21 protein-coding genes are annotated in these 18,712 nt (G+C 72.3%); 11 read left to right on the forward strand and 10 right to left on the reverse strand.

Annotated elements, in window-relative coordinates; genetic code table 11:
• Window positions 1-23: 23 nt before the first annotated feature.
• Window positions 24-857: a dimethylargininase gene (ddaH, locus tag ACWCO3_RS04030; protein ID WP_341874417.1), complete on the reverse strand. Its 834-nt coding sequence runs from the start codon at window positions 855-857 to the stop codon at window positions 24-26.
• Window positions 858-916: 59 nt separating this feature from the next.
• Here ddaH and ACWCO3_RS04035 point away from each other — a divergent pair, with 59 nt between their 5' ends.
• Both ACWCO3_RS04035 and ACWCO3_RS04040 read left to right on the forward strand, forming a co-directional pair.
• Window positions 917-1,378 (forward strand): Lrp/AsnC family transcriptional regulator, encoded by a 462-nt coding sequence (locus ACWCO3_RS04035; RefSeq protein WP_007453771.1) that lies wholly within the window; start codon window positions 917-919, stop codon window positions 1,376-1,378.
• Window positions 1,379-1,437: 59 nt separating this feature from the next.
• Window positions 1,438-2,394: a zinc-binding dehydrogenase gene (locus ACWCO3_RS04040; protein ID WP_450008368.1), complete on the forward strand. Its 957-nt coding sequence runs from the start codon at window positions 1,438-1,440 to the stop codon at window positions 2,392-2,394.
• Here ACWCO3_RS04040 and ACWCO3_RS04045 read toward each other — a convergent pair.
• From ACWCO3_RS04045 to mobA, 3 genes are all read right to left on the reverse strand, one after another.
• Complete coding sequence (locus tag ACWCO3_RS04045) at window positions 2,391-3,488, reverse strand: YbjN domain-containing protein (protein ID WP_145778384.1); 1,098 nt, start codon at window positions 3,486-3,488, stop codon at window positions 2,391-2,393. The genes ACWCO3_RS04040 and ACWCO3_RS04045 overlap by 4 nt on opposite strands.
• Window positions 3,489-3,569: 81 nt before the next feature.
• Window positions 3,570-3,836: a DUF6457 domain-containing protein gene (locus tag ACWCO3_RS04050; protein WP_145778383.1), complete on the reverse strand. Its 267-nt coding sequence runs from the start codon at window positions 3,834-3,836 to the stop codon at window positions 3,570-3,572.
• Window positions 3,833-4,438: a molybdenum cofactor guanylyltransferase gene (gene mobA / locus ACWCO3_RS04055; RefSeq protein ID WP_450008371.1), complete on the reverse strand. Its 606-nt coding sequence runs from the start codon at window positions 4,436-4,438 to the stop codon at window positions 3,833-3,835. The genes ACWCO3_RS04050 and mobA overlap by 4 nt, the downstream gene beginning before the upstream one ends.
• Before the next feature lie 73 nt (window positions 4,439-4,511).
• Here mobA and fdhD point away from each other — a divergent pair, with 73 nt between their 5' ends.
• Entirely contained in the window at window positions 4,512-5,378 is an 867-nt protein-coding gene (fdhD, locus tag ACWCO3_RS04060) for a formate dehydrogenase accessory sulfurtransferase FdhD (RefSeq protein WP_145778381.1), read from the forward strand.
• Between the two features lie 3 nt (window positions 5,379-5,381).
• On the opposite strand, the gene ACWCO3_RS04065 is transcribed toward fdhD, so the two are convergent.
• The 4 genes from ACWCO3_RS04065 to ACWCO3_RS04080 all read right to left on the reverse strand — a co-directional run bounded on the left by ACWCO3_RS04065 (window position 5,382) and on the right by ACWCO3_RS04080 (window position 7,955).
• Window positions 5,382-6,089 (reverse strand): GAP family protein, encoded by a 708-nt coding sequence (locus tag ACWCO3_RS04065; RefSeq protein ID WP_145778380.1) that lies wholly within the window; start codon window positions 6,087-6,089, stop codon window positions 5,382-5,384.
• 123 nt (window positions 6,090-6,212) lie between these two features.
• Window positions 6,213-6,611, reverse strand: coding sequence for a hypothetical protein (locus tag ACWCO3_RS04070; protein ID WP_450008374.1), 399 nt, complete (start codon window positions 6,609-6,611; stop codon window positions 6,213-6,215).
• Window positions 6,608-6,859: a hypothetical protein gene (locus tag ACWCO3_RS04075; protein WP_450008376.1), complete on the reverse strand. Its 252-nt coding sequence runs from the start codon at window positions 6,857-6,859 to the stop codon at window positions 6,608-6,610. The genes ACWCO3_RS04070 and ACWCO3_RS04075 overlap by 4 nt, the downstream gene beginning before the upstream one ends.
• A 49-nt stretch (window positions 6,860-6,908) precedes the next feature.
• Window positions 6,909-7,955 (reverse strand): DUF4192 domain-containing protein, encoded by a 1,047-nt coding sequence (locus ACWCO3_RS04080; protein ID WP_450008378.1) that lies wholly within the window; start codon window positions 7,953-7,955, stop codon window positions 6,909-6,911.
• 174 nt (window positions 7,956-8,129) lie between these two features.
• Between ACWCO3_RS04080 and ACWCO3_RS04085 the strand changes: the two genes are divergently transcribed.
• From ACWCO3_RS04085 to ACWCO3_RS04105, 5 genes are all read left to right on the forward strand, one after another.
• Window positions 8,130-9,044 (forward strand): fructosamine kinase family protein, encoded by a 915-nt coding sequence (locus ACWCO3_RS04085; RefSeq protein WP_450008380.1) that lies wholly within the window; start codon window positions 8,130-8,132, stop codon window positions 9,042-9,044.
• The gene (gene moaA / locus ACWCO3_RS04090; RefSeq protein WP_450008382.1) at window positions 9,041-10,054 is read left to right on the forward strand and encodes a GTP 3',8-cyclase MoaA; all 1,014 of its coding nucleotides are present in this window, start codon (window positions 9,041-9,043) and stop codon (window positions 10,052-10,054) included. The genes ACWCO3_RS04085 and moaA overlap by 4 nt, the downstream gene beginning before the upstream one ends.
• Window positions 10,055-10,057: 3 nt before the next feature.
• Window positions 10,058-10,312 carry a MoaD/ThiS family protein gene (locus tag ACWCO3_RS04095; protein ID WP_145778374.1) on the forward strand — a complete coding sequence of 85 codons (255 nt, stop codon included), beginning with the start codon at window positions 10,058-10,060 and terminating at the stop codon, window positions 10,310-10,312.
• 13 nt (window positions 10,313-10,325) lie between these two features.
• A complete protein-coding gene (locus ACWCO3_RS04100) occupies window positions 10,326-11,573 on the forward strand; it encodes a metallophosphoesterase (protein WP_358162516.1) in 1,248 nt (415 codons plus the stop codon).
• Window positions 11,574-11,634: 61 nt separating this feature from the next.
• Complete coding sequence (locus ACWCO3_RS04105) at window positions 11,635-14,829, forward strand: UvrD-helicase domain-containing protein (RefSeq protein ID WP_358162514.1); 3,195 nt, start codon at window positions 11,635-11,637, stop codon at window positions 14,827-14,829.
• A gap of 15 nt (window positions 14,830-14,844) precedes the next feature.
• On the opposite strand, the gene ACWCO3_RS04110 is transcribed toward ACWCO3_RS04105, so the two are convergent.
• Both ACWCO3_RS04110 and ACWCO3_RS04115 read right to left on the reverse strand, forming a co-directional pair.
• Window positions 14,845-15,486 (reverse strand): A24 family peptidase, encoded by a 642-nt coding sequence (locus tag ACWCO3_RS04110; RefSeq protein WP_358075276.1) that lies wholly within the window; start codon window positions 15,484-15,486, stop codon window positions 14,845-14,847.
• A 24-nt stretch (window positions 15,487-15,510) separates the two neighbouring features.
• Window positions 15,511-16,503 (reverse strand): EamA family transporter, encoded by a 993-nt coding sequence (locus ACWCO3_RS04115; RefSeq protein ID WP_357937300.1) that lies wholly within the window; start codon window positions 16,501-16,503, stop codon window positions 15,511-15,513.
• Between the two features lie 486 nt (window positions 16,504-16,989).
• Between ACWCO3_RS04115 and ACWCO3_RS04120 the strand changes: the two genes are divergently transcribed.
• The 3 genes from ACWCO3_RS04120 to ACWCO3_RS04130 form a co-directional block, all read left to right on the forward strand.
• Complete coding sequence (locus tag ACWCO3_RS04120) at window positions 16,990-17,418, forward strand: LppU/SCO3897 family protein (protein ID WP_450008389.1); 429 nt, start codon at window positions 16,990-16,992, stop codon at window positions 17,416-17,418.
• Window positions 17,419-17,845: 427 nt separating this feature from the next.
• On the forward strand, window positions 17,846-18,301 hold the full coding sequence (locus tag ACWCO3_RS04125) for an LppU/SCO3897 family protein (RefSeq protein ID WP_145785392.1): 456 nt from the start codon (window positions 17,846-17,848) through the stop codon (window positions 18,299-18,301).
• A gap of 137 nt (window positions 18,302-18,438) precedes the next feature.
• Window positions 18,439-18,712, forward strand: a 274-nt coding sequence (locus ACWCO3_RS04130; protein WP_450008386.1) for an ATP-binding protein, incomplete at its 3' end; no start/stop codon positions are given.

The raw sequence follows: 18,712 nt of genomic DNA on the forward strand, positions 1-18,712 counted from the left end.
GGCGTACGGAGCTGACGTGCGGGTCAGTGCCGCAGTTCGGCGATGCAGCACTTCACACTGCCGCCGCCCTTCTTCAGCTCGGCCAGCTCGACCGGAACCGGGGTGTAGCCGGCGGCCTTCAGCTTGCCGGCGAGGCGGGTCGCCTCGCTGTTGAGCACCACGTTGGCGCCGTCGCTGACCAGGTTGAGCCCGAAGGCCATCGCGTCCTCGTCGTCGGCGATCACGGCGTCCGGGAAGAGCTGGGTGAGCACCCGCTGGCTGGCCGCGGAGAACGCGCCCGGGAAGTAGACGACGTTCGCGTCGTCGATGGCAGCGAGCGCCACGTCGAGGTGGTAGAAGCGCGGGTCGATCAGGCGCAGCGACACCACCGGCCGGCCCAACGCCTCCTGCGCCTCGGCGTGCGCCGGGATCTCGGTCCGGAAGCCGTGCCCGGCCAGGATGAGCCCACCGTGCGCCTCCGGCACGTACGCGAAGTCGCCCTCGCCCTCGTTCGTCTCGCTCGGCGCGACGAACCGCCAGCCCTGCGACTCGTAGAAGGCGTGGTGGGCGGCTGCCTCGGCGGCCCGCTGCTCGTGCTTGAACCGTGCGCCGTACACGCTGCCGTCGACAGTGAAGGCACCGTTGGCGGCGTAGACCATGTCGGGCAGGCCGTGCTCGGGCGTGAGCAGGTGCACCTCGTGGCCGAGGCCGACCAGCGTCTCGCGCAGCCGGTCCCACTGTTTGACGGCCAGGTCCCGGTCGACCGGGGTGGTCACGTCCATCCACGGGTTGATCGCGTACTCGACCGCGAAATGCTCCGGCGAGCACATGAGATATGTCCGCTTTCGCGGGAATCGCTGCTGGTTCACGGTCACCAAGAGTAGGTACCGTAGAACTTTGGTAACAGCCACAACCGTTGCTTCCCAGAGGCGGAACGTTGCAGATAGACGCGGTCGACCAGCGGATCATTGCGTTACTCGTCGCCGACGCCCGTGCGTCGTACGCCGACATCGGCACCCGGGTCTCACTCTCCGCCCCAGCCGTCAAGCGTCGCGTCGACCGACTGCGGGCCACCGGCGTGATCAGGGGATTCACGGCCGTGGTGGATCCGGCCGCCGTCGGGTGGACCACGGAGGCCTTCGTCGAGCTGTTCTGCGCCGGTCGGACGACCCCCGCACAGATCGGCGTGGCAGCACGCCGGCACCCCGAGGTGGTCGGCGCCTACACCGTCTCCGGCGAGGCGGACGCGCTCGTACACCTGCGCGCCGCCGACATCGCCCACCTGGAGGCGGCACTGGAACGGCTGCGGGCCGAGTCCTTCGTGACGTCCACCCGCAGCACCATCGTGCTCTCCAGGCTGGTCGAGTCACCGGGCGTGGGCCCCTCCACCAGAGCTTGACCTCAAGTCGGGTTCACCTGTTGCAGTGGTGCTACCGGACGCGACAGGGAGGGCAGACCATGCGGGCGATCTGGCTACACGAGTTCGGCGGGCCCGAGGTGCTGGTGCCCGAAACGACACCCGACCCGACGCCCGGCCCCGGACAGGTGCTGATCGACGTCGCGCACGTGAACATCACCTTCGTCGAGACGCAGCAGCGTTCCGGTCGCCCCGGCCCGTTCCGGGTCACCCCACCGCTGATCCCCGGCAACGGAGTCGGCGGAATGATCACCGCCGTCGGGCCGGACGTCGACCCGACGTTGACCGGGCGTCGGGTGGTCAGCGCCACCGGCGGCTCCGGCGCGTACGCCGAACGCGTGGTGGTGGACGCGTCCGCCCCGATCGAGGTGCCCGCCGAGCTGGCTCTGGACGAGGCGGTGGCGCTGCTGGCCGACGGACGTACCGCCACCATGCTGGTCAAGGCGGTGGGTGTCCGGCCGGGTGACCGGGTGCTGGTCGAGGCCGCCGCCGGCGGGGTGGGCAGTCTGCTGGTGCAGCTCGCGTCCCGCTCGGGCGCGCGGGTGATCGGCGCAGCCGGTGGGCACCGCAAGGTGGAACTGCTGCCCGGGCTGGGCGCCGAGCTGGCCGTCGACTACCGCCTGCCCGACTGGCCCGACCGTGTCCGAGCTGCAACGGGTGGAGTCGACGTGGTGTTCGACGGGGTCGGTGGGGCGACAGCCCAAGCCGCGTTCGACCTGCTGGTACCGGGCGGTCGCATGATCAGCTTCGGCTTGGCCAGTGGCGAGTGGTCACCGGTGTCGGCGGAGGCCGCCACGGCACGGCAGGTCACAGTGGTCCGGCCGGACGTGCCACCCGCGCGGCTGCGGGCGTACACCCGGCAGGCCCTGGCCGACGCGGCGGCCGGCAACCTGCGACCACTGATCGGCCAGCGATTCCCGTTGGAACGCGCCGCCGACGCGCACGCCGCCATCGAAGCGCGCGCGACGGTCGGCAAGACCCTGCTGGACAGGCTCTAGAGATACATCCCGGTGCGGTGCTCCGAGTCGTCGCGCCGAACCGGCTTGTCGCCCTCGCCGAAGAACCGCTTGCCGCCGAACTCGCCGTGCAGACGGTCGTCCAACTCGTCGGCGAGACCAGTCATCACCTGCACCGCGAGCATCAGATGGGTGGCCTGGAAATTGCGGCCGAAGACCGGGATGGACGCCCAGACCGTGTCGTCGGCGCAGTAGAGACGGCCGATCGGCATCCGGTTGGTCAACTCGGAGAGCTTCACGTAGAGCCGCTCGGTCGGCTCGACCTCGGTGAGGATCGGGGAGAAGACGTCCACCAGGGGTGGGTTGTCCCGCACCCGCACGAAGACCATCGCCGAACCGGCCCGGATGTTGATGTCGCCGTCCGAGTCGATCTGCAACCGGTCGGTGTCCGACTTCAACATCGTGGAAACCACGGTACGGACCCGATCCGCCAGGTCGAGCACGTCGTCCCGCTCGGACTGCGCGGCTGCGGCCTCGGCCAGCGCCTCCTCCAAATCGGCCTCGACATCGGCATCCGGGCCGAACTCGCTGCGCGCGGTGCCCAACGGGTCCACTGCCAAGGGCTCTCCCTCGGCGTCGTGCACCAGGTAGACGAGGAAGGCCGGGTGCGGGGCGCCGTAGACGTCCCGCAGCGTGCGGGAGAGCAGCGCGGCGACCCGGGTCGACTCGGCCGTCGTGGCGTCCAGCCCGAAGGACCCGCCGGAGCCGGCGACCACCCCGGGCGGCGACCAGCCGAGCGCGATCATGTCCGCCACCGCGCCCCGGTCCAGCCGGTAACCCGCCGGCAGGGTGGCGTTCCCGACCGCGCGCGCGGACAGGGCGCCGTCACCGTCCACGTCGACGCTGATCGAGTAGACGGCGTCTCCGGTGCCGGAGGCGGTGGGATCCAGGGTCACGTCGAGGTGCGCGCCCACCGGAAGGTCCCGCAGTCGTACGGCGAGCGCTCGGGCGAACTCCCGCCACGCCTCGGTCACCTTCGCCCGCAGGTCGGTGGTGCTGGGCTCGTCGAGCAGGATCGATTCCGCCGCGCCAGCGGGCAGCTCACCGTCCGAGGCCGAGGGGTGGTCAGCCGTCATGATCGCCTCCGTCCGTCACGATCACCCTACCCACGCCGCCCGTGCGTCGAATCAGCCCGGACCGGGATCGGACAACGGCAGTCAGGGGGCCGTCGGGTCCGCCGGGTCGGCGCCCAGCTCGACCGGCCAGGTGCCGGCCAGCGCGCTGAGCCGGGCCGCGGCGTCCGCCGGGTCGGCGCCACGCCCAACTGCCACCCCGAGCAGGTACGCGGTGACCGGCGCGCCCGGCCGCAGCACCTGGTGGGCGACGTCGCGGGCCAGATCCAGCACCGCCGGCACAGGCACCCCGGAAGGGTCCAGCTCCAACTCGGCGCACGCCGCCGTGACCCAGTCGTCCATCACCGTCATCGCGCCCACTCCTCCGCCCGGCGTACGTCCTCGTCAGTGTCGCAGTCGAACCACGGCGGCGGGCCGTCGCCGGACCAGGGCACCTCCCGTGTCACAAGCCCGGCCAGCAACGCCCGGACCGGGGCGCCGGACAGGCTGCCACCCCGCTCGGCCGTCAACCGGTCCAGCCCCGCCCGCAACGCGGAGACCCGCCACACACCGCAGAGTGACTGCCGCCGCCCGTCGCCGTCGACGAAGCACGCTCCGTCGGGCTGGGGCTCGACCCGGGTGAGCTGATCCAGCAACTCGCCGATCGCGGGGCGCGTCAGCAGCGGCAGGTCCGCGGCGAGCAACGCGACCAGCGTCGTGTGCGGGTCGAGCAGCGCCAACCCGGCAGCCGCCGCGGCGACCGGGCCGCCTCCGGGCGGGTCCTCCCGAGCGACACGCACCCCGTTCGGCACGGCATCGACCGGACCGACCAGCACCCGTGGCATGGCGTCGGCGACGGCAGCCAGCACCCGGTCCCGCATCGGTCGGCCCCCGACCGGGAGCGCGGGCTTGTCCACGCCGCCCATCCGGCGGGCCGCCCCACCCGCGAGCACCACAGCGGCGTACGTCCCCATCCGGCCACGGTAGCCGGGTGTCCGATGCACGGTGGCCGTGCGCGCCTCCCGGGCCGAGGTGGAGGATGGCGGGATGGGACGGGCAACTGATCGGCGAGGCGTACTCCGAATCGACCTGGAAGCGGTGACCGCCGGACGGGGGTCCGTCCGTCGTCCGGACACGCTCGCCGTGGAGGAGCCACTGGAGATTCGCGTGGGCGCGGCCGGTCCCGGTCGCCGACGGCCGCTCGCCGTCACCATGCGCACCCCCGGTGACGACCTGGACCTGGCCATCGGGTTCCTGCTGACGGAGGGGCTGATCCGGTCGACTGACGACGTGTCGACCGCCCAGCTCTGCGCGGGCGCGGAGACGCCGAACACGTACAACGTGGTGGACGTGGTGCTCGCGCCCGGTGTGCCGGAGCCGACCACCGACCCGTCCCGGAACTTCTACACGACGAGTTCCTGCGGGGTCTGCGGCAAGGCGAGCATCGACGCGGTACGCACCCGGTCGCTGTTTCCGGTCTCGGCGGATCCACTCAGTGTCTCGGCCATGCTCCTCACCGAGCTACCCGACCGGCTACGCGCCGCCCAGCGTGGCTTCGACCGGACCGGTGGACTCCACGCGGCGGGGCTGTTCACCCCCGACGGTGAGCTGGTGGTGCTCCGGGAGGACGTGGGCCGGCACAACGCCGTGGACAAGGTGATCGGCTGGGCGGTCCGGGAACGACGGCTACCACTGGCCGGGCACCTGCTGCTGGTCTCCGGGCGGGCCAGCTTCGAGCTGACCCAGAAGGCCTGGATGGCGGGGCTGCCGCTGCTGGCCGCGGTGTCCGCCCCGAGCACCCTCGCCGTCGAACTGGCCGACGAGGCGGGGATGACACTTGTCGGTTTCCTGCGTGGTCGGACGATGAACGTCTACGCCGGGCCGCACCGGATCACTGTGGAGCAGCCGGCCTGACGCTCAGCGGTCGAGCAGGTCGAACAGGCCGAGCCGGACGGCGGCGTCGCGGGCGATCAGGAAGCCGGCGATGCCGAGGATCCAGCCCAACGCGCTGCCCGCCTTGTTCACGATCCAGTTGTTGAGCCGGGCGAGCACAGGCTCGACCAGTGCCGGGCGAGCCACCCTGGCACCCAGCAGGAGCATCGCCGGCAACACCATGACCAGGCAGTATCCGGCGAGCAACGCCACCACTGTCGCCGAACCGACCCCGGAGGTGGCCAACAGACCCACTGCCCCGAGGTACGGAAGCATGGTCGCCACCTCGGCGAGCGCGGCGAGCAACGCGAGCCCGACCAGCCATCGGACCGAGGAGTCGCCGGCGGTCGCCCGGTCCCGCCAGCGCAGCACACCACCGGTACGCGGACGCCGTTTGCCGTCGTAGCGGAAGCTGAGCACCAGCATGCCGACGCCCAGGACGAGTTGCGCCCAGAGCACAGCCCGGTTGTCCAGCGCACCGCCCAGCGCGTCCGCGAGCGTGCTGCCACCGAAGACCAGCAGCAGCCCCACCCCCAGGTAGAACACCGCGATCGTGGCGAGGTAGCCCAGGATCCGTCGGGCGTTGACCGGCCCGGGGGCGAGCAGCAGCCAGACCGGGATGAACAGGGTGCCGATGCTGGTGCTGTCGATCAGCGCCAGCCCGGCCAGCGACAGCAGCAATTCGGGAGTCACGAGATCATTCTCCGGGGGCGATAAGCCCGCCGCGTCGGCCGTGGACAGGAACAACGCGTACATCCTTCGACGGAGGTCGCCGCTGGACGGGGCGCTGCGAAAGCCGCGCCGTCCACCCGCCCGTCAGGCCAGGTCGAGGATGCTCCACTTGGTCGGTAGGACCTTCGCAGCCACCTCGGGCTGCGCTGTCGCGTAGTGCGCCTCGTGAATGAGTGCCGCGCGGGCGGCATGGCCGAACGAGACGTCGCCGCCCACGACGCGGGCCAGCATGCCGGTGTCTCGTACGTCCTCGGCGTCGAGCGGCAGCAGGCAGATCATCGGGGCCGTCATCATCAGGGCCAGTAGCGCGGCATCGATCTCGTCGCTGACGCTCGCGAAGGCGACCGCCAGACAGGTCGCCGGGACAGCCACCTGCCGACCTTCATCGGCCACCTCCAGCATCAACTCCCCCACCGAGACGTTGCCCTCGATGTAGGCCGCCAACGCCGACGCGTCGAAGACGGCCGCGATCTGACCGTTCATCCGGCGCCTCCCAACATCCGGCGGCCCTCGGCGAGCGCTTCCGCCGGGATGGGTGTGGAGAGCCGCTCGCGCCACCGCGCCCTGCCCGCCTCGGTCGCCTCGATGCCGGCCCGCCGCAGCACCTCGTCGAGGTGTACGCGCGCCATCTGGACCCGGACCGCCGCGGTGATCGCGGCCGAGACGTTGGGCTGCTGGTCGAGCCACTGTGCGACGTCGTCGGGGAGGCTCACGGAACGCTTCACAGTCATGTCCGGCAGCCTACCAATTCTGGTAGCACCGGCGGTGTTACCGGGCCCGTCAACGGCGACCACGGCGGCTCCGCCGGCGCGGGCGGATCACTCCCGGCATGCCGACCGACGGCCAGCCGTCCAGCTCGGACGGGGGCACGCCGCGCCGGAGAAGGTCGTCCAACAACACGGCGAGTGAGTAGTCCGGGTGCAGGCTCAGCGTGCGTTCGAGCGCGACCGCCGCCAGCGCCCCCTGCCCCGCGCGCCAGGCCGCGAAGGCCAGCAGAGCCCCCGGCGCGGCAACCAACTCCGGTTCGGCCCGGCGCAGTACGTCGGTCCAGAGGGCGATGTCCCGGTCCCGACCGTCGGTGCGTTCCCAGGCGTGATCGCGGACCGGAAGGTGGGTCATCAGCAGGCTCAACCAGGCCACCTCGTCGTCGTCGAGCCGCTCGTCGCGCCGCTGCCGGCGCTGGGCCTCGCGAACCGCCGCCACCCCGGCCGAGCGCAGAGCCCGCCCGCCGAGCAGGTCGCTCTCGGGTGCCTGCTCGATCAGCTCGGCCATTCGCACCTCGGCGCGGGCGGTGGCCGTGCGTATTGCCTCCCGGGCCGACCCGTCGACCGGTGCCACCTGCGCCACGAGCGCGGCCCGATCGGACAGGGCGACCTGGCCCGCGAAGACCGCCGAGGCGGTCACCGGGTTGGCGCTCGGGTCGTAGCGCCGACCCTCGGGCGGGCAGCAGTCGGGCTCGACGCAGAGGTAGGACCACCACCTCCCCTCGGTCACCCGCAACACGTCGAGCACCTCCGTCCCGCCGGCGGCCAGTGCGACACGCACCGCGTCCACCGCCGGGGTGACCCGGTCCGGTGGTCCGTAACCGATCACCGTGGCGGACTCCGCACCCTGCCTGCGGATCACGCCGGCCAGATGCCGCGCCCGCTCGACAGGATCGGTCGACGGGTCGGGCAGGTCGGCGCGTGCGGCGAAGATGATCTGCCGGCCGAGCAACGCCACGGCGACCACGCTCTCGGTGGGATGGAAGCCGAGCAGGTACGGCACCGCGGCGATCAGGTCGGCGGGGGAGCGGACGGTGAGCTGGGGGCGTTCGGTCGAGGTCATGCCGGTAGCGTGCGGCGGTCCGGTCCGGCGTCGCCGCCCCTGTGGACGACACGCGGCTTATCCACAGTTACTCAGCGTATTTTCCCTGCTCGGGCCACATCCATGAGTGCCGCAGGAGAGTCGATGTCCCTCGGGCGGGGCCGCAGTGTCGTGGGGAGCGGTTACCGTGCGCTGATGGACCTCGCGTACCTACGCGCGCACCCGGCACACCTGCCGACCTTCCGGACCCACCAGCGCATCCGGGAGACGCCGGTCGCCGGTGGAAACATCTGTGCCGCCGCCCGGCTCACCCTGGACGACGGTCACTCCGTCTTCGCCAAGTCCTGGCCTGAGAAGGCCGATCGGACGGCACCGGAGGGCTTCTTCGCCGCCGAGGCCGCCGGGTTGCGGTGGCTGCGGGAGGCCGGGGCGGTCGCCGTACCCGAGGTGATCGTGGCTCTGCCGAGCCTGCTGGCGCTCGACTGGGTGGAGCCCGGCGAACCGACGCCGGAGGCCGCGGAACGCTTCGGCCGGGAGCTGGCCGACCTGCACCGGGCGGGGTCGGCCAGCTTCGGTGCGCCCTGGCCAGGCTTCATCGGTTCACTCCCACAGGACAACACCCCCACCGACGGGCCCTGGTCGACGTGGTTCGCCGAGCGACGGCTCCTCCCCTATCTGCGAGGCTCAGTCGACGGGGGTGCGCTGACCAGCGCCGACGTCGCACTGGTCGAGCGGGTGATCGATCGGGTCGGCGAGTTCGGCGGCGACGAGCCGCCCGCGCGCGTCCACGGCGACCTGTGGCCGGGCAACGTGCTGTGGGGGGCCGACCACCGGGTCTGGCTCGTCGATCCGGCAGCGCACGGCGGGCACCGGGAGACAGATCTCGCCCAACTCGCGCTCTTCGGCGGCATCCCTCACCTGGATCGGGCGCTCGCCGCCTACCAGGAGGCCTGGCCGTTGCCGGACAACTGGCAGGCTCGGCTACCAGTCCACCAACTGCATCTGCTGCTCGTGCACACCGCGCTGTTCGGCGGCAGCTACCGAGATGCGGTGGTCCAGACCGCCCGTGCCGCCCTGGGCCGGGCCGAGCGCGCTACGGTCGACAGGTGAGCGACGCCCCGGGGACCGACGGGGTCCTCGTCGACCGGTACGGCCGCGTCGCCCGGGACCTGCGCGTGTCCCTCACCGACAAGTGCAACCTGCGCTGCACCTACTGCATGCCTGCCGAAGGTCTGCCCTGGCTGGCCGGCCCCGAGTTGCTGACCGACGAGGAGATCGTCCAGCTGGTCCGGGTGGCCGTCGAGCGGCTCGGCGTGACCGAGGTGCGGTTCACCGGCGGTGAGCCGCTGATCCGACAGGGGCTGGTCGGCATCGTGACCGCGGTCGCCGCGTTGCAGCCCCGCCCCCGGGTCTCGTTGACCACCAACGGCATCGGTCTGGACCGGCTGGCCCCGGCGCTGCGGGCGGCCGGCCTGGACCGGGTGAACGTCTCACTGGACACCCTGGACCCGGGCCGGTTCGACCGGCTCACCCGCCGGCCCCGCCTCGACGCGGTGTTGGCCGGGCTCGCCGGGGCGAAGGCCGCCGGGCTCAACCCCGTGAAGATCAACTCCGTGTTGATGCGCGGTGTCAACGAGGACGAGGCACCGGCCCTGCTGCGCTTCGCTCTCGACCACGACTACCAACTGCGGATCATCGAGCAGATGCCGTTGGACGCCCAGCACGGCTGGGACCGCAGCACGATGGTGACGGCCGAGGAGATCCTGACCTCCCTGCGTACCGCCTTCGACCTCAGCGCCGACCCGGCCGAGCGCGGCGCGGCACCGGCGGAGACCTGGTTGGTCGACGGCGGCCCCGCCCGGGTCGGTGTGATCGCCAGCGTCACCCGCCCCTTCTGCGGGGACTGCGACCGCACCCGGCTGACCGCCGACGGCCAGGTCCGCGCCTGCCTCTTCGCGACCGAGGAGTCCGACCTGCGCGCCGCGCTGCGCGGCGGCGCGGACGACGACGAGTTGGCCCGGCGCTGGCGCGCCGCGATGTGGGGCAAGCGTGCCGGGCACGGCATCGACGATCCCACCTTCCTGCAGCCGACCCGGCCGATGTCAGCGATCGGGGGCTGAGACGTGGACCCGACGCACCTGACCGTCCGCTATTTCGCGGGTGCCCGGGCCGCCGCAGGGCGCACCGAGGAGGTCCTGCCCGCCGGCCGATCGCTCGACGACCTCAGCGTCGAGTTGACCCAGCGTCACGGCGACCGGCTCGCCGCAGTGCTGCGGGTGGCGAGTTTTCTGGTGGACGGCGTGACCTGTCATGATCGTCGGGCACCCCTGCCGGCCGGGGCCACGATCGACGTCCTGCCCCCGTTCGCGGGCGGCTGAGGGAGGCGCACGCATGTTGGCGGTTCTGGGGTTCGTGGCCGTCCTGGCTCTGATCACCGGCCTCATCCACCTCTACCTGTGGAAGCGGCTGGTTCGCGACACCACCACCCCGGGCCGTTGGCGACGGATCGGCGGGGTCACCGCCCTGGTGCTGGCGCTGCTCGTGCCGGCAACCATGGCCGGTACGCAGGCCGGGCTCTACTGGCTCGCCTGGCCGGGCTACCTGTGGCTCGCGCTGATGTTCTACCTGCTCGTGGTGCTGATCGTGCTCGAGGTGCCGATGCTGGTCACCCGGCTGGTGCTGCGCCGCCGGGTGATCGCCGCGGAGCCGACCGCCGCGGCACCCGAGCCGGTGCTGGTCGGTGCCGCCGGGCCCACCGAGCCGCCGGCCGCCGGCGCCGTCGCGGCACCGGACCACGACCCGGCCCGCCGGCTCCTGCTGGCCCGTAGCGCGGCCATCTTCGCCGGCCTCACCGCCACCGCCACCGTGGGGTACGGCGTCCGCACCGCCCTCGACCCACCACGCCTCGACCGGGTGCAGATCCCGCTCGCCAAGCTTCCCCGCAGCATGGACGGCCTGCGGATCGCGACCGTCTCCGACATCCACCTCGGCCCCCTGCGCGGCCGGGCACACACCGAGCGGATCGTGGCCGCGATCAACCGGCTCGACGCGGACCTGGTCGCGGTCGTCGGCGACCTGGTCGACGGCTCGGTCGCCGAACTCGGCTCGGCCGCAGCGCCGCTTCGCGACCTGCGCTCCCGGTACGGCAACTTCTTCGTCACCGGCAACCACGAGTACTACTCCGGCGTGGAGGAGTGGGTCCAGGAGGTCGACCGGCTCGGCCTCCGGGTCCTGCAGAACCGCCGCCAGGAGATTCAGGCCCGGGGCGGCGTGCTCGACGTGGCCGGCGTGAACGACCTGGACGCGACAGGCGGCAGCGGTCTGGCGGCCGGGCCGGACTTCGCCGCCGCCCTCGGTGACCGTGACCCGAGCCGCCCGGTGGTGCTGCTCGCCCACCAGCCGTTGGCCGCGGTGGAGGCGGCCACGTACGGCGTCGACCTGCAACTGTCCGGGCACACCCACGGTGGTCAGATGGTGCCGTTCAACCTGGCCGTCCGGCTGGAGCAGCCGGTGGTCAGCGGCCTCGGCGAGGTCGACGGCACCAAGGTGTACGTGACCAACGGCGCCGGCTTCTGGGGGCCGCCGGTCCGGGTCGGAGCCGAGCCGCAGATCAGTCTGGTCGAGTTGCGCTCGGCATAGCGGATGTCACGTCCGCGCGTGGCGGCAGGCAGCCGGCGCGGCGGGCGTGACAGGATGCGGCGTGCCTCCGTTCAGCGCCGTACCCCCCGGTGGCCTACCGCCATTCGTCGCGGACCTGCACATCCATTCGAAATACTCGCGCGCGTGCAGCCGCGACCTCACCACGCCGAATCTCGCGTGGTGGGCCCGTCGTAAGGGCATCGGTCTGCTCGGCACCGGCGACTTCACCCATCCCGCCTGGTACGACCACCTGCGGGAAACCCTGCGGCCCGCCGAGCCGGGGCTGTACCGGCTCGACGCCGACGCGGAACGGGACGTCGCCCGCCGGCTGCCTCCCCGACTGGCGAGCGCTGCGGAAGCGGACCCGGTCCGGTTCATGCTGAGCGTGGAGATCTCCACCATCTACAAGCGGGACGACCGGACCCGCAAGGTGCACCACCTGATCTACCTGCCCGACCTGGACGCGGTAGCGCGGTTCAACACCGCGCTCGGCCGGATCGGCAACCTCGGTTCGGACGGTCGGCCGATCCTCGGCCTGGACTCCCGTGACCTGCTGGAGATCACCCTGGAGGCCAGCTCGGACGGCTTCCTGGTGCCGGCGCACATCTGGACGCCGTGGTTCTCCGCGCTGGGCTCGAAGTCGGGCTTCGACGCGATCGCGGACTGCTACGCCGACCTGGCCGAGCACATCTTCGCGGTGGAGACCGGTCTCTCGTCCGACCCAGCGATGAACTGGCGGGTCGGCAGTCTGGACGGCTACCAGTTGGTGTCCAACTCGGACGCGCACTCCCCGCCGGCCCTGGGCCGGGAGGCGACGGTGCTGACCGCCGAACGCAATTACTTCGCCGTCCGGGATGCGCTGCGGACCGGTGATGGCCTGGCCGGCACCATCGAATTCTTCCCGGAGGAGGGCAAGTACCACGCGGACGGGCACCGGCTGTGCGGCGTCAACTGGTCGCCGGAGCGCACCCGCGCCGCGGGCGGTCGTTGCCCCGAATGCGGCAAACCCCTCACCGTGGGCGTCCTCAGCCGGATCGAGGAGCTGGCCGACCGCCCGGAGGGGCACCGGCCGGCGGACGCCCGGGACGTCACCCACCTGGTGCCGCTGGCCGAGATCCTCGGTGAGATCAACAAGGTGGGCGCCCGGTCGAAGAAGGTCGAGGGGCGACTCAACGAGTTGGTGGCGACGCTCGGCCCCGAGCTGGAGATCCTGACCACCACGCCGCTCACCGACATCGCCCAGACGGGCGGGGAACTCCTCGCGGAGGGCATCGGACGGTTGCGGCGGGGCGAGGTACGTCGGGTGCCGGGCTACGACGGCGAGTACGGGGTGATCACGCTCTTCGACCCGGCGGAGTTGGGCGCTCACGCGGGCACGGCACAGGAGACGCTGTTCGACGTACCCGTGCCGGCGCAGCGACGTCCCTCGGAGCCGACGGCCCGCGCGACGGCCAAGCGCCCGGCGGCGGCCAAGGCTGAGCCGAAGCGCAAGCCGACCCCGCCGCCCGCGCCACCGATCGCGCCGCCGCCGTCACCGCACGAGCCGTTCGAGCCGATGCTGTCCGGCATGGAGGAGGTCGGCACCGGTCTGCTGGACCGGCTCGACGCGATGCAGCGGGTGGCCGCCTCCGCACCCGGCGGGCCGCTGCTCATCGTCGCCGGCCCGGGCACCGGCAAGACGCGGACTCTCACGCACCGGATCGCGTACCTCTGCGCGGAGCTGAACGTCTTCCCGGAGCACTGTCTGGCGATCACGTTCACCCGTCGCGCCGCCGAGGAGCTGCGGCACCGCCTCGACGGCCTGCTCGGCCCGGTCGCCGAGGACGTCACAGTCGGCACGTTCCACGCGCTGGGGTTGACCATCCTTCGGGAGAACGCCGCAGCCGTGGGCCTGCCGAGCGACTTCCGGATCGCCGACGACGCCGAGCGGGCGGCGGCGCGGGTGGAGGCCGGCGACGACAGTGCCAGCTACACGGCGCTGCTGCGCAAGCAGGACCTGGTCGACCTGGACGAGCTGGTGAGCCTGCCGGTGGAGTTGTTGCGGGCCGATCGTGGGCTGGTGCAGCGCTACCGGGACCGCTGGCGGTGGATCTTCGTCGACGAGTACCAGGACGTCGACGAGACGCAGTACGAGCTGCTGCGGCTGCTCAGCCCGGCGGACGGCAACCTCTGCGCGATCGGTGACCCGGACCAGGCGATCTACTCGTTCCGGGGTGCCGACGTCGGCTACTTCCTGCGCTTCTCCGAGGACTTCACGGACGCCCGGCTGGTCCGACTCAACCGCAACTACCGCTCGTCCGCGCCGATCCTGGCTACCGCCGTGCAGGCCATCGCGCCGTCGTCGCTGGTTCGTGGCCGGCGACTGGACCCTGCCCGGCTCGATCCGGAGGCTCCGCTGGTCGGCCGTTACCCCGCGGCCTCCGTCGCCGAGGAGACCGACTTCGTGGTCCGTACCGTCGATGAACTGGTCGGCGGGCTGTCCCACCGCTCGCTGGACTCGGGCCGGATCGACGGCCGCTCCACGACGTTGTCGTTCTCCGACATCGCCGTGCTGTACCGCACCGACGCGCAGGCCGCACCCGTCGTGGACGCCCTGACCCGGGCCAACATCCCGGTGCAGAAGCGGTCCCACGATCGGCTGCGGGACCGGCCCGGGGTGGCGGCCATCGCCCGCGAGTTGCGGCACGCCGACGGGCTGGCCGGCCCGCTGGCGGCCCGGGTGCGACTGGCCGGTCAGGTGGTCGCGGAGCGGTTCGCCGTGCCCACCCTCGACGGCGTCGGCGGCGCGGTCCGTCCCGAGGACGTCCGCTCAGCCGTGGACCTGCTGACCCCGCTGGCCCGCCGCTGTGGGGACGACCTGGAGACGTTCCTGTCGCAGTTGGCGACCGGCGCGGAGGTGGACGCGCTCGACCCGCGCGCGGAGGCGGTCACGCTGCTCACCCTGCACGCCGCCAAGGGCCTGGAGTTCCCGGTGGTCTTCCTGATCGGTGTCGAGGACGGGTTGCTGCCGCTGCGGTGGCCCGGCTCGACGCCCGACGAGGAAGCGATCGCCGAGGAGCGCCGGCTCTTCTTCGTCGGCCTCACCCGCGCCCAGGACCGGCTCTACGTCAGTCATGCCGCCCGCCGTACCCGTCATGGGGTGGAGCGTGACTGCGTTCCGTCGCCGTTCCTCGGTGTCATCGATCCCGGCCTGTTCGAGCGGTTCGGTGAGACGGAGCCACGCCGTCCCAAGGACCGTCAGCTCCGCCTGATCTGACTGTGTGGGCGGCTTTCAGCCAAGGAGGACGGCCAGCCAGGCGCCGGCGAGCAGGGCCGGCCCGAGTGGCAGCAGGGTGTCCCGGCGGACCCGTCGCGCGGCGAGCAGACCGACCACCAGCGTGCCGTGGAGCAGGTGCGGCAGGAGCAGCCCGACGAGCAGGACGTCCCGACCCAGCCAGCCGAGCGGCAGACCGAGGGCGGCAGCGAGTTTCACGTCTCCGAAGCCCAGTCGGGAGCCGGGGAGCAGGGCCAGCAGCACGTGCGCCGCACCCGCTACCGTCGCGCCGGTCAACGCGCCGAGCAGTCGGGCCGGCTCGTCGGCCAGCAGCGCCGTGGCGGTCAGGCCGGCGAGGGCCAGCAGCCCGGCGGCGAGGACCAGCGGATCGGGCAGACGCAGACAGGCCAGGTCGACCCGGGCCAGCACCAGCCCCACCGCCGCCACCATGAGGAAGACCGGCAACGCGGGATCGTCGCCCTGGGCGACGACGAGCCCGCCGAACACCGCAGCCGACACCATAGGGCTGAGCCAGACCCAGGCACCACGTCGAGGCCGCGGCCGGACCTGCGGGTCGGTGAAGCGCAGAGCCAGCGGGGGTACGACGACACCGACCAGCCCGCCGAGCAACGCCACCCCGACCAGAGCAGCGGCCGACATGGCCCGGAGGCTACCGGCGCGCGCTCACCGGCGGGGTCCCCGATCGTGATCCCGCGCGCTCGCCCGGCGCGGCCGTTCCGTGCTCACCACCAGTGCGACACCGGCCACGATGACCGCGCCGCCGAGCAGCACCTGCGGGGTGATCGGCTCGGCGACCAGCAGCGCACCGAGCGCCACCGCGACCGCCGGGTTGACGTAGGCGTACGTCGACACCAACGAGATGGGCGCGTTGTGCAGCAGCCAGACGTACGCGGTGAAGGCCACCAGTGAGCCGGCCACCATGAGGTAGCCCAGCGCCAGCCAGGAGCGGGTGCTGACCTGCGCCGGGTGGAAGTCGCTCAGCTCGCCCCGGCCGGCGGAGACGGCGGCCAGCACCAGGGCGCCGGCCAGCATCTCGTACACCGTCGCGACGAACGGGTCGGTGGGCATCCGGATGCGTCCGGACAGGAACGACCCGACCGACCAGGAGGTCGCCGCCGCCACCACTGTCAACGCCCCCACCAGCGGCACCGCGTCCGAGTTGCCGGCGGGCAGCACCAGCAGGACCAGGCCGGCGAAGCCCACTGTGACCCCGGCGAACGTCCAGAGCGGCGGCCGGTCGCCGCTGGCGGAGCGCAACAGCACCACCAGCAAAGGCACTGTCGCCACCAGCAGCGCGGCGATGCCGGAGGGCAGCGCCACCCCGGGTGGCCCGGACTCGGCGAGCACCACCAGGCCGTTGCCGCCGGCGAGCAGGAGTACGCCGACCAGCGCGGCCGAGCCGAGTTGCCGGCGGTCGACCCGCAGCGCGCCAGGCCCTCGGCGCAGCCGCAGCACCGCCGCCAGGATCAGACCGGCCACCGCGAACCGCAGGGCGGCCGACAACAGTGGCGGCAGCGTCTCCACCGTGATCCGGATGGCCAGATAGGTGGATCCCCAGAGCAGGTAGACCACGATCAACGCGGTCCAGATCAGTGTCGGTGTGGCGCCTGCGCGGCGGCCGGCGAGGGCTGCGGCGCTCGGTGGAGGTGAGCTCATCAGTGGACCACGCTACGGTGACGTCGGAGTCGGCGTCGCGTGTTGGTGGCCGGCCTCTCACCACACGTGCAGGAGGGCGGCATGACGAACTACGGACCACCGGGCGGCGGCGACCCGGGACCGTGGCGTGGGCAACGACCCGACGAGACGCCCGGACGGCCGATACAGCAGCCTTACCCGCCCGCGAACGAGCAGTACCCGCCGGCGGTTCCGTCGTATCCGCACGCCCCCCAGGGGAGACCCGGACCCTACGACGACCCAGGTCCCGCCTCGTACGGCAGCCCAGGTCCCGCCTCGTACGGCGGCCCAGGTCCCGCGTCCTACGGGGGCGGCTCCGAGGGGCCCTACGGGCGCGATCAGGGGTCACCGCCCTATGGCGGCTCGTACGGGGCGAACCCGGCGTACGGGCAGCCGTACCGGCCGGAGGAGACCCCGTACGGCAGCGATCCTGCTCCGGCGCCAGGCCGGCGCGGTCGGGGGCCGCTGATCGCGGTGCTGGCCGTCGTGCTGCTGGTGGTGGCCGCTGGTGGCGCCTTCTGGCTGCTACGCGGGCAGGACGACCCGGCACCGTTGGCCGCGCCGACCGATTCGCCCGTTGCCAGTGAACCGAGCGCGGACGCGGACGTGGCCGAGCCCGCCCCGAGCGGCGCCGCTCCGGAGTCGTCGGCCGACCCCCGGTTCGCCAAGGTCGGCCAGTGTGTCCGCAACGACGGTGCCGCGGGCGGCAAACCCAAGTTGCTGATCAGCGGTTGCGTCGCGAAGTCGTACGAGGTGTTGAGCCGGGTCGACGGCGCGACCAGCGGCGAGCGTGACGCCGAGGCCAAGTGCAGCAAGGTCGAGGGGTACACCAACTGGTACTTCTTCGACAGCGAGCTGGACACCCTCGACTTCGTCCTCTGCCTCAAACAACGCTGACCACCCACCCCGGGGATATGACATGACGACCTACGGACCACCGGGCTCCGACCAGCCGGACGACCGCCAGCAGCGCCCTCCCGAGGGGTCCGACGGCCCGCCACCGGTCGATCCGACAGTGCCGCAGTGGGGTCCACCGCCGCCCGCCCAGGACCCGACCCGCCAGCAGTGGGGCCCTCCGCCAAGCGGCGCGGAACCGCCCACCGCCCCGATGTGGGCACCTCCACCCACCAATCCGGAGCCCCCGACCGAACCGATGTGGGCACCCCCGCCGACCTCGGGCCCGGGTTACCCGCCGCCTTCGGGCGCAGGCCAGCCTCCTACCTCGGGCCCGGGTTACCCGCCGCCTGGGCCGTTCCCGCCGGCCGGGCCGGTGCCGGGTCAGCCGTCCGCGCCGTGGGGCCAGCCGCCTCCGGGCGGCTTCGGTATGGCGCCCGGCGCGCCGGTGAAGAACAACGGCCGCAAGATCGCCCTCATCATCGCGCTGGTGGTGCTGCTCCTGCTCTGCCCATGCCTTGGCCTGGCCGGCTGGGCGATCTGGAGGGTCGCGGACGCCAGCAACGACGTCGAGCCCAAGCCGTCGGTGACCATGCCGGTACGTCCGCCCGTCCTGCCCAGCGCGGCACCGACGCCGGCCCTGCCGAGTCCCGACCCGGACGAGGAGTTCGCCCGGGGCGACTGCGTGGTGAACGAGGGCACCGAGGAGGATGCGGAGCTGCGCAAGGTGCCGTGTGGCCCGAACACGTACCAGGTACTGCTGCGGATTCCGGCGACCACCGACGGGGACCGGTGCGAGACGCTCGCGCCGCAGGCGACAGCGAACTACGTGCACGACAACTCGATCGACCTGTTCGACTACGTCCTCTGCCTGAAGGAACGCTAGCCGCCGCTTGGCAAAACTAGGGATGTCTAGCGTGGACGCTAGACATCCCTAGTTTTGTCTCGACGGTCTCGACACGCCGGTAGCCCCATCTATCCATGTCTAGCCCCGCAGCTAGATGGCCCGATACTCTCCAATGCGTGGATCCGGTCCGCAACCCGTACGCGCCGGGCGCCGGTCAGCGTCCGCCCGAACTCGCCGGGCGGGGGCGGGAGCTGGACGTCTTCGACATCGTGCTGGAACGCATCGCACGAGGTCGCCCCGAGCGCAGCCTGATGCTCACCGGGCTGCGGGGCGTCGGCAAGACGGTCCTGCTCAACACCCTCCGGTCCCAGGCGATCAACCACCTCTGGGGCAGCGGCAAGATCGAGGCAAGGCCGGACCAGTCGTTGCGTCGGCCGGTCGCCGCCGCCC

It is taken from the genome of Micromonospora sp. NPDC002411 (genome assembly GCF_053592955.1).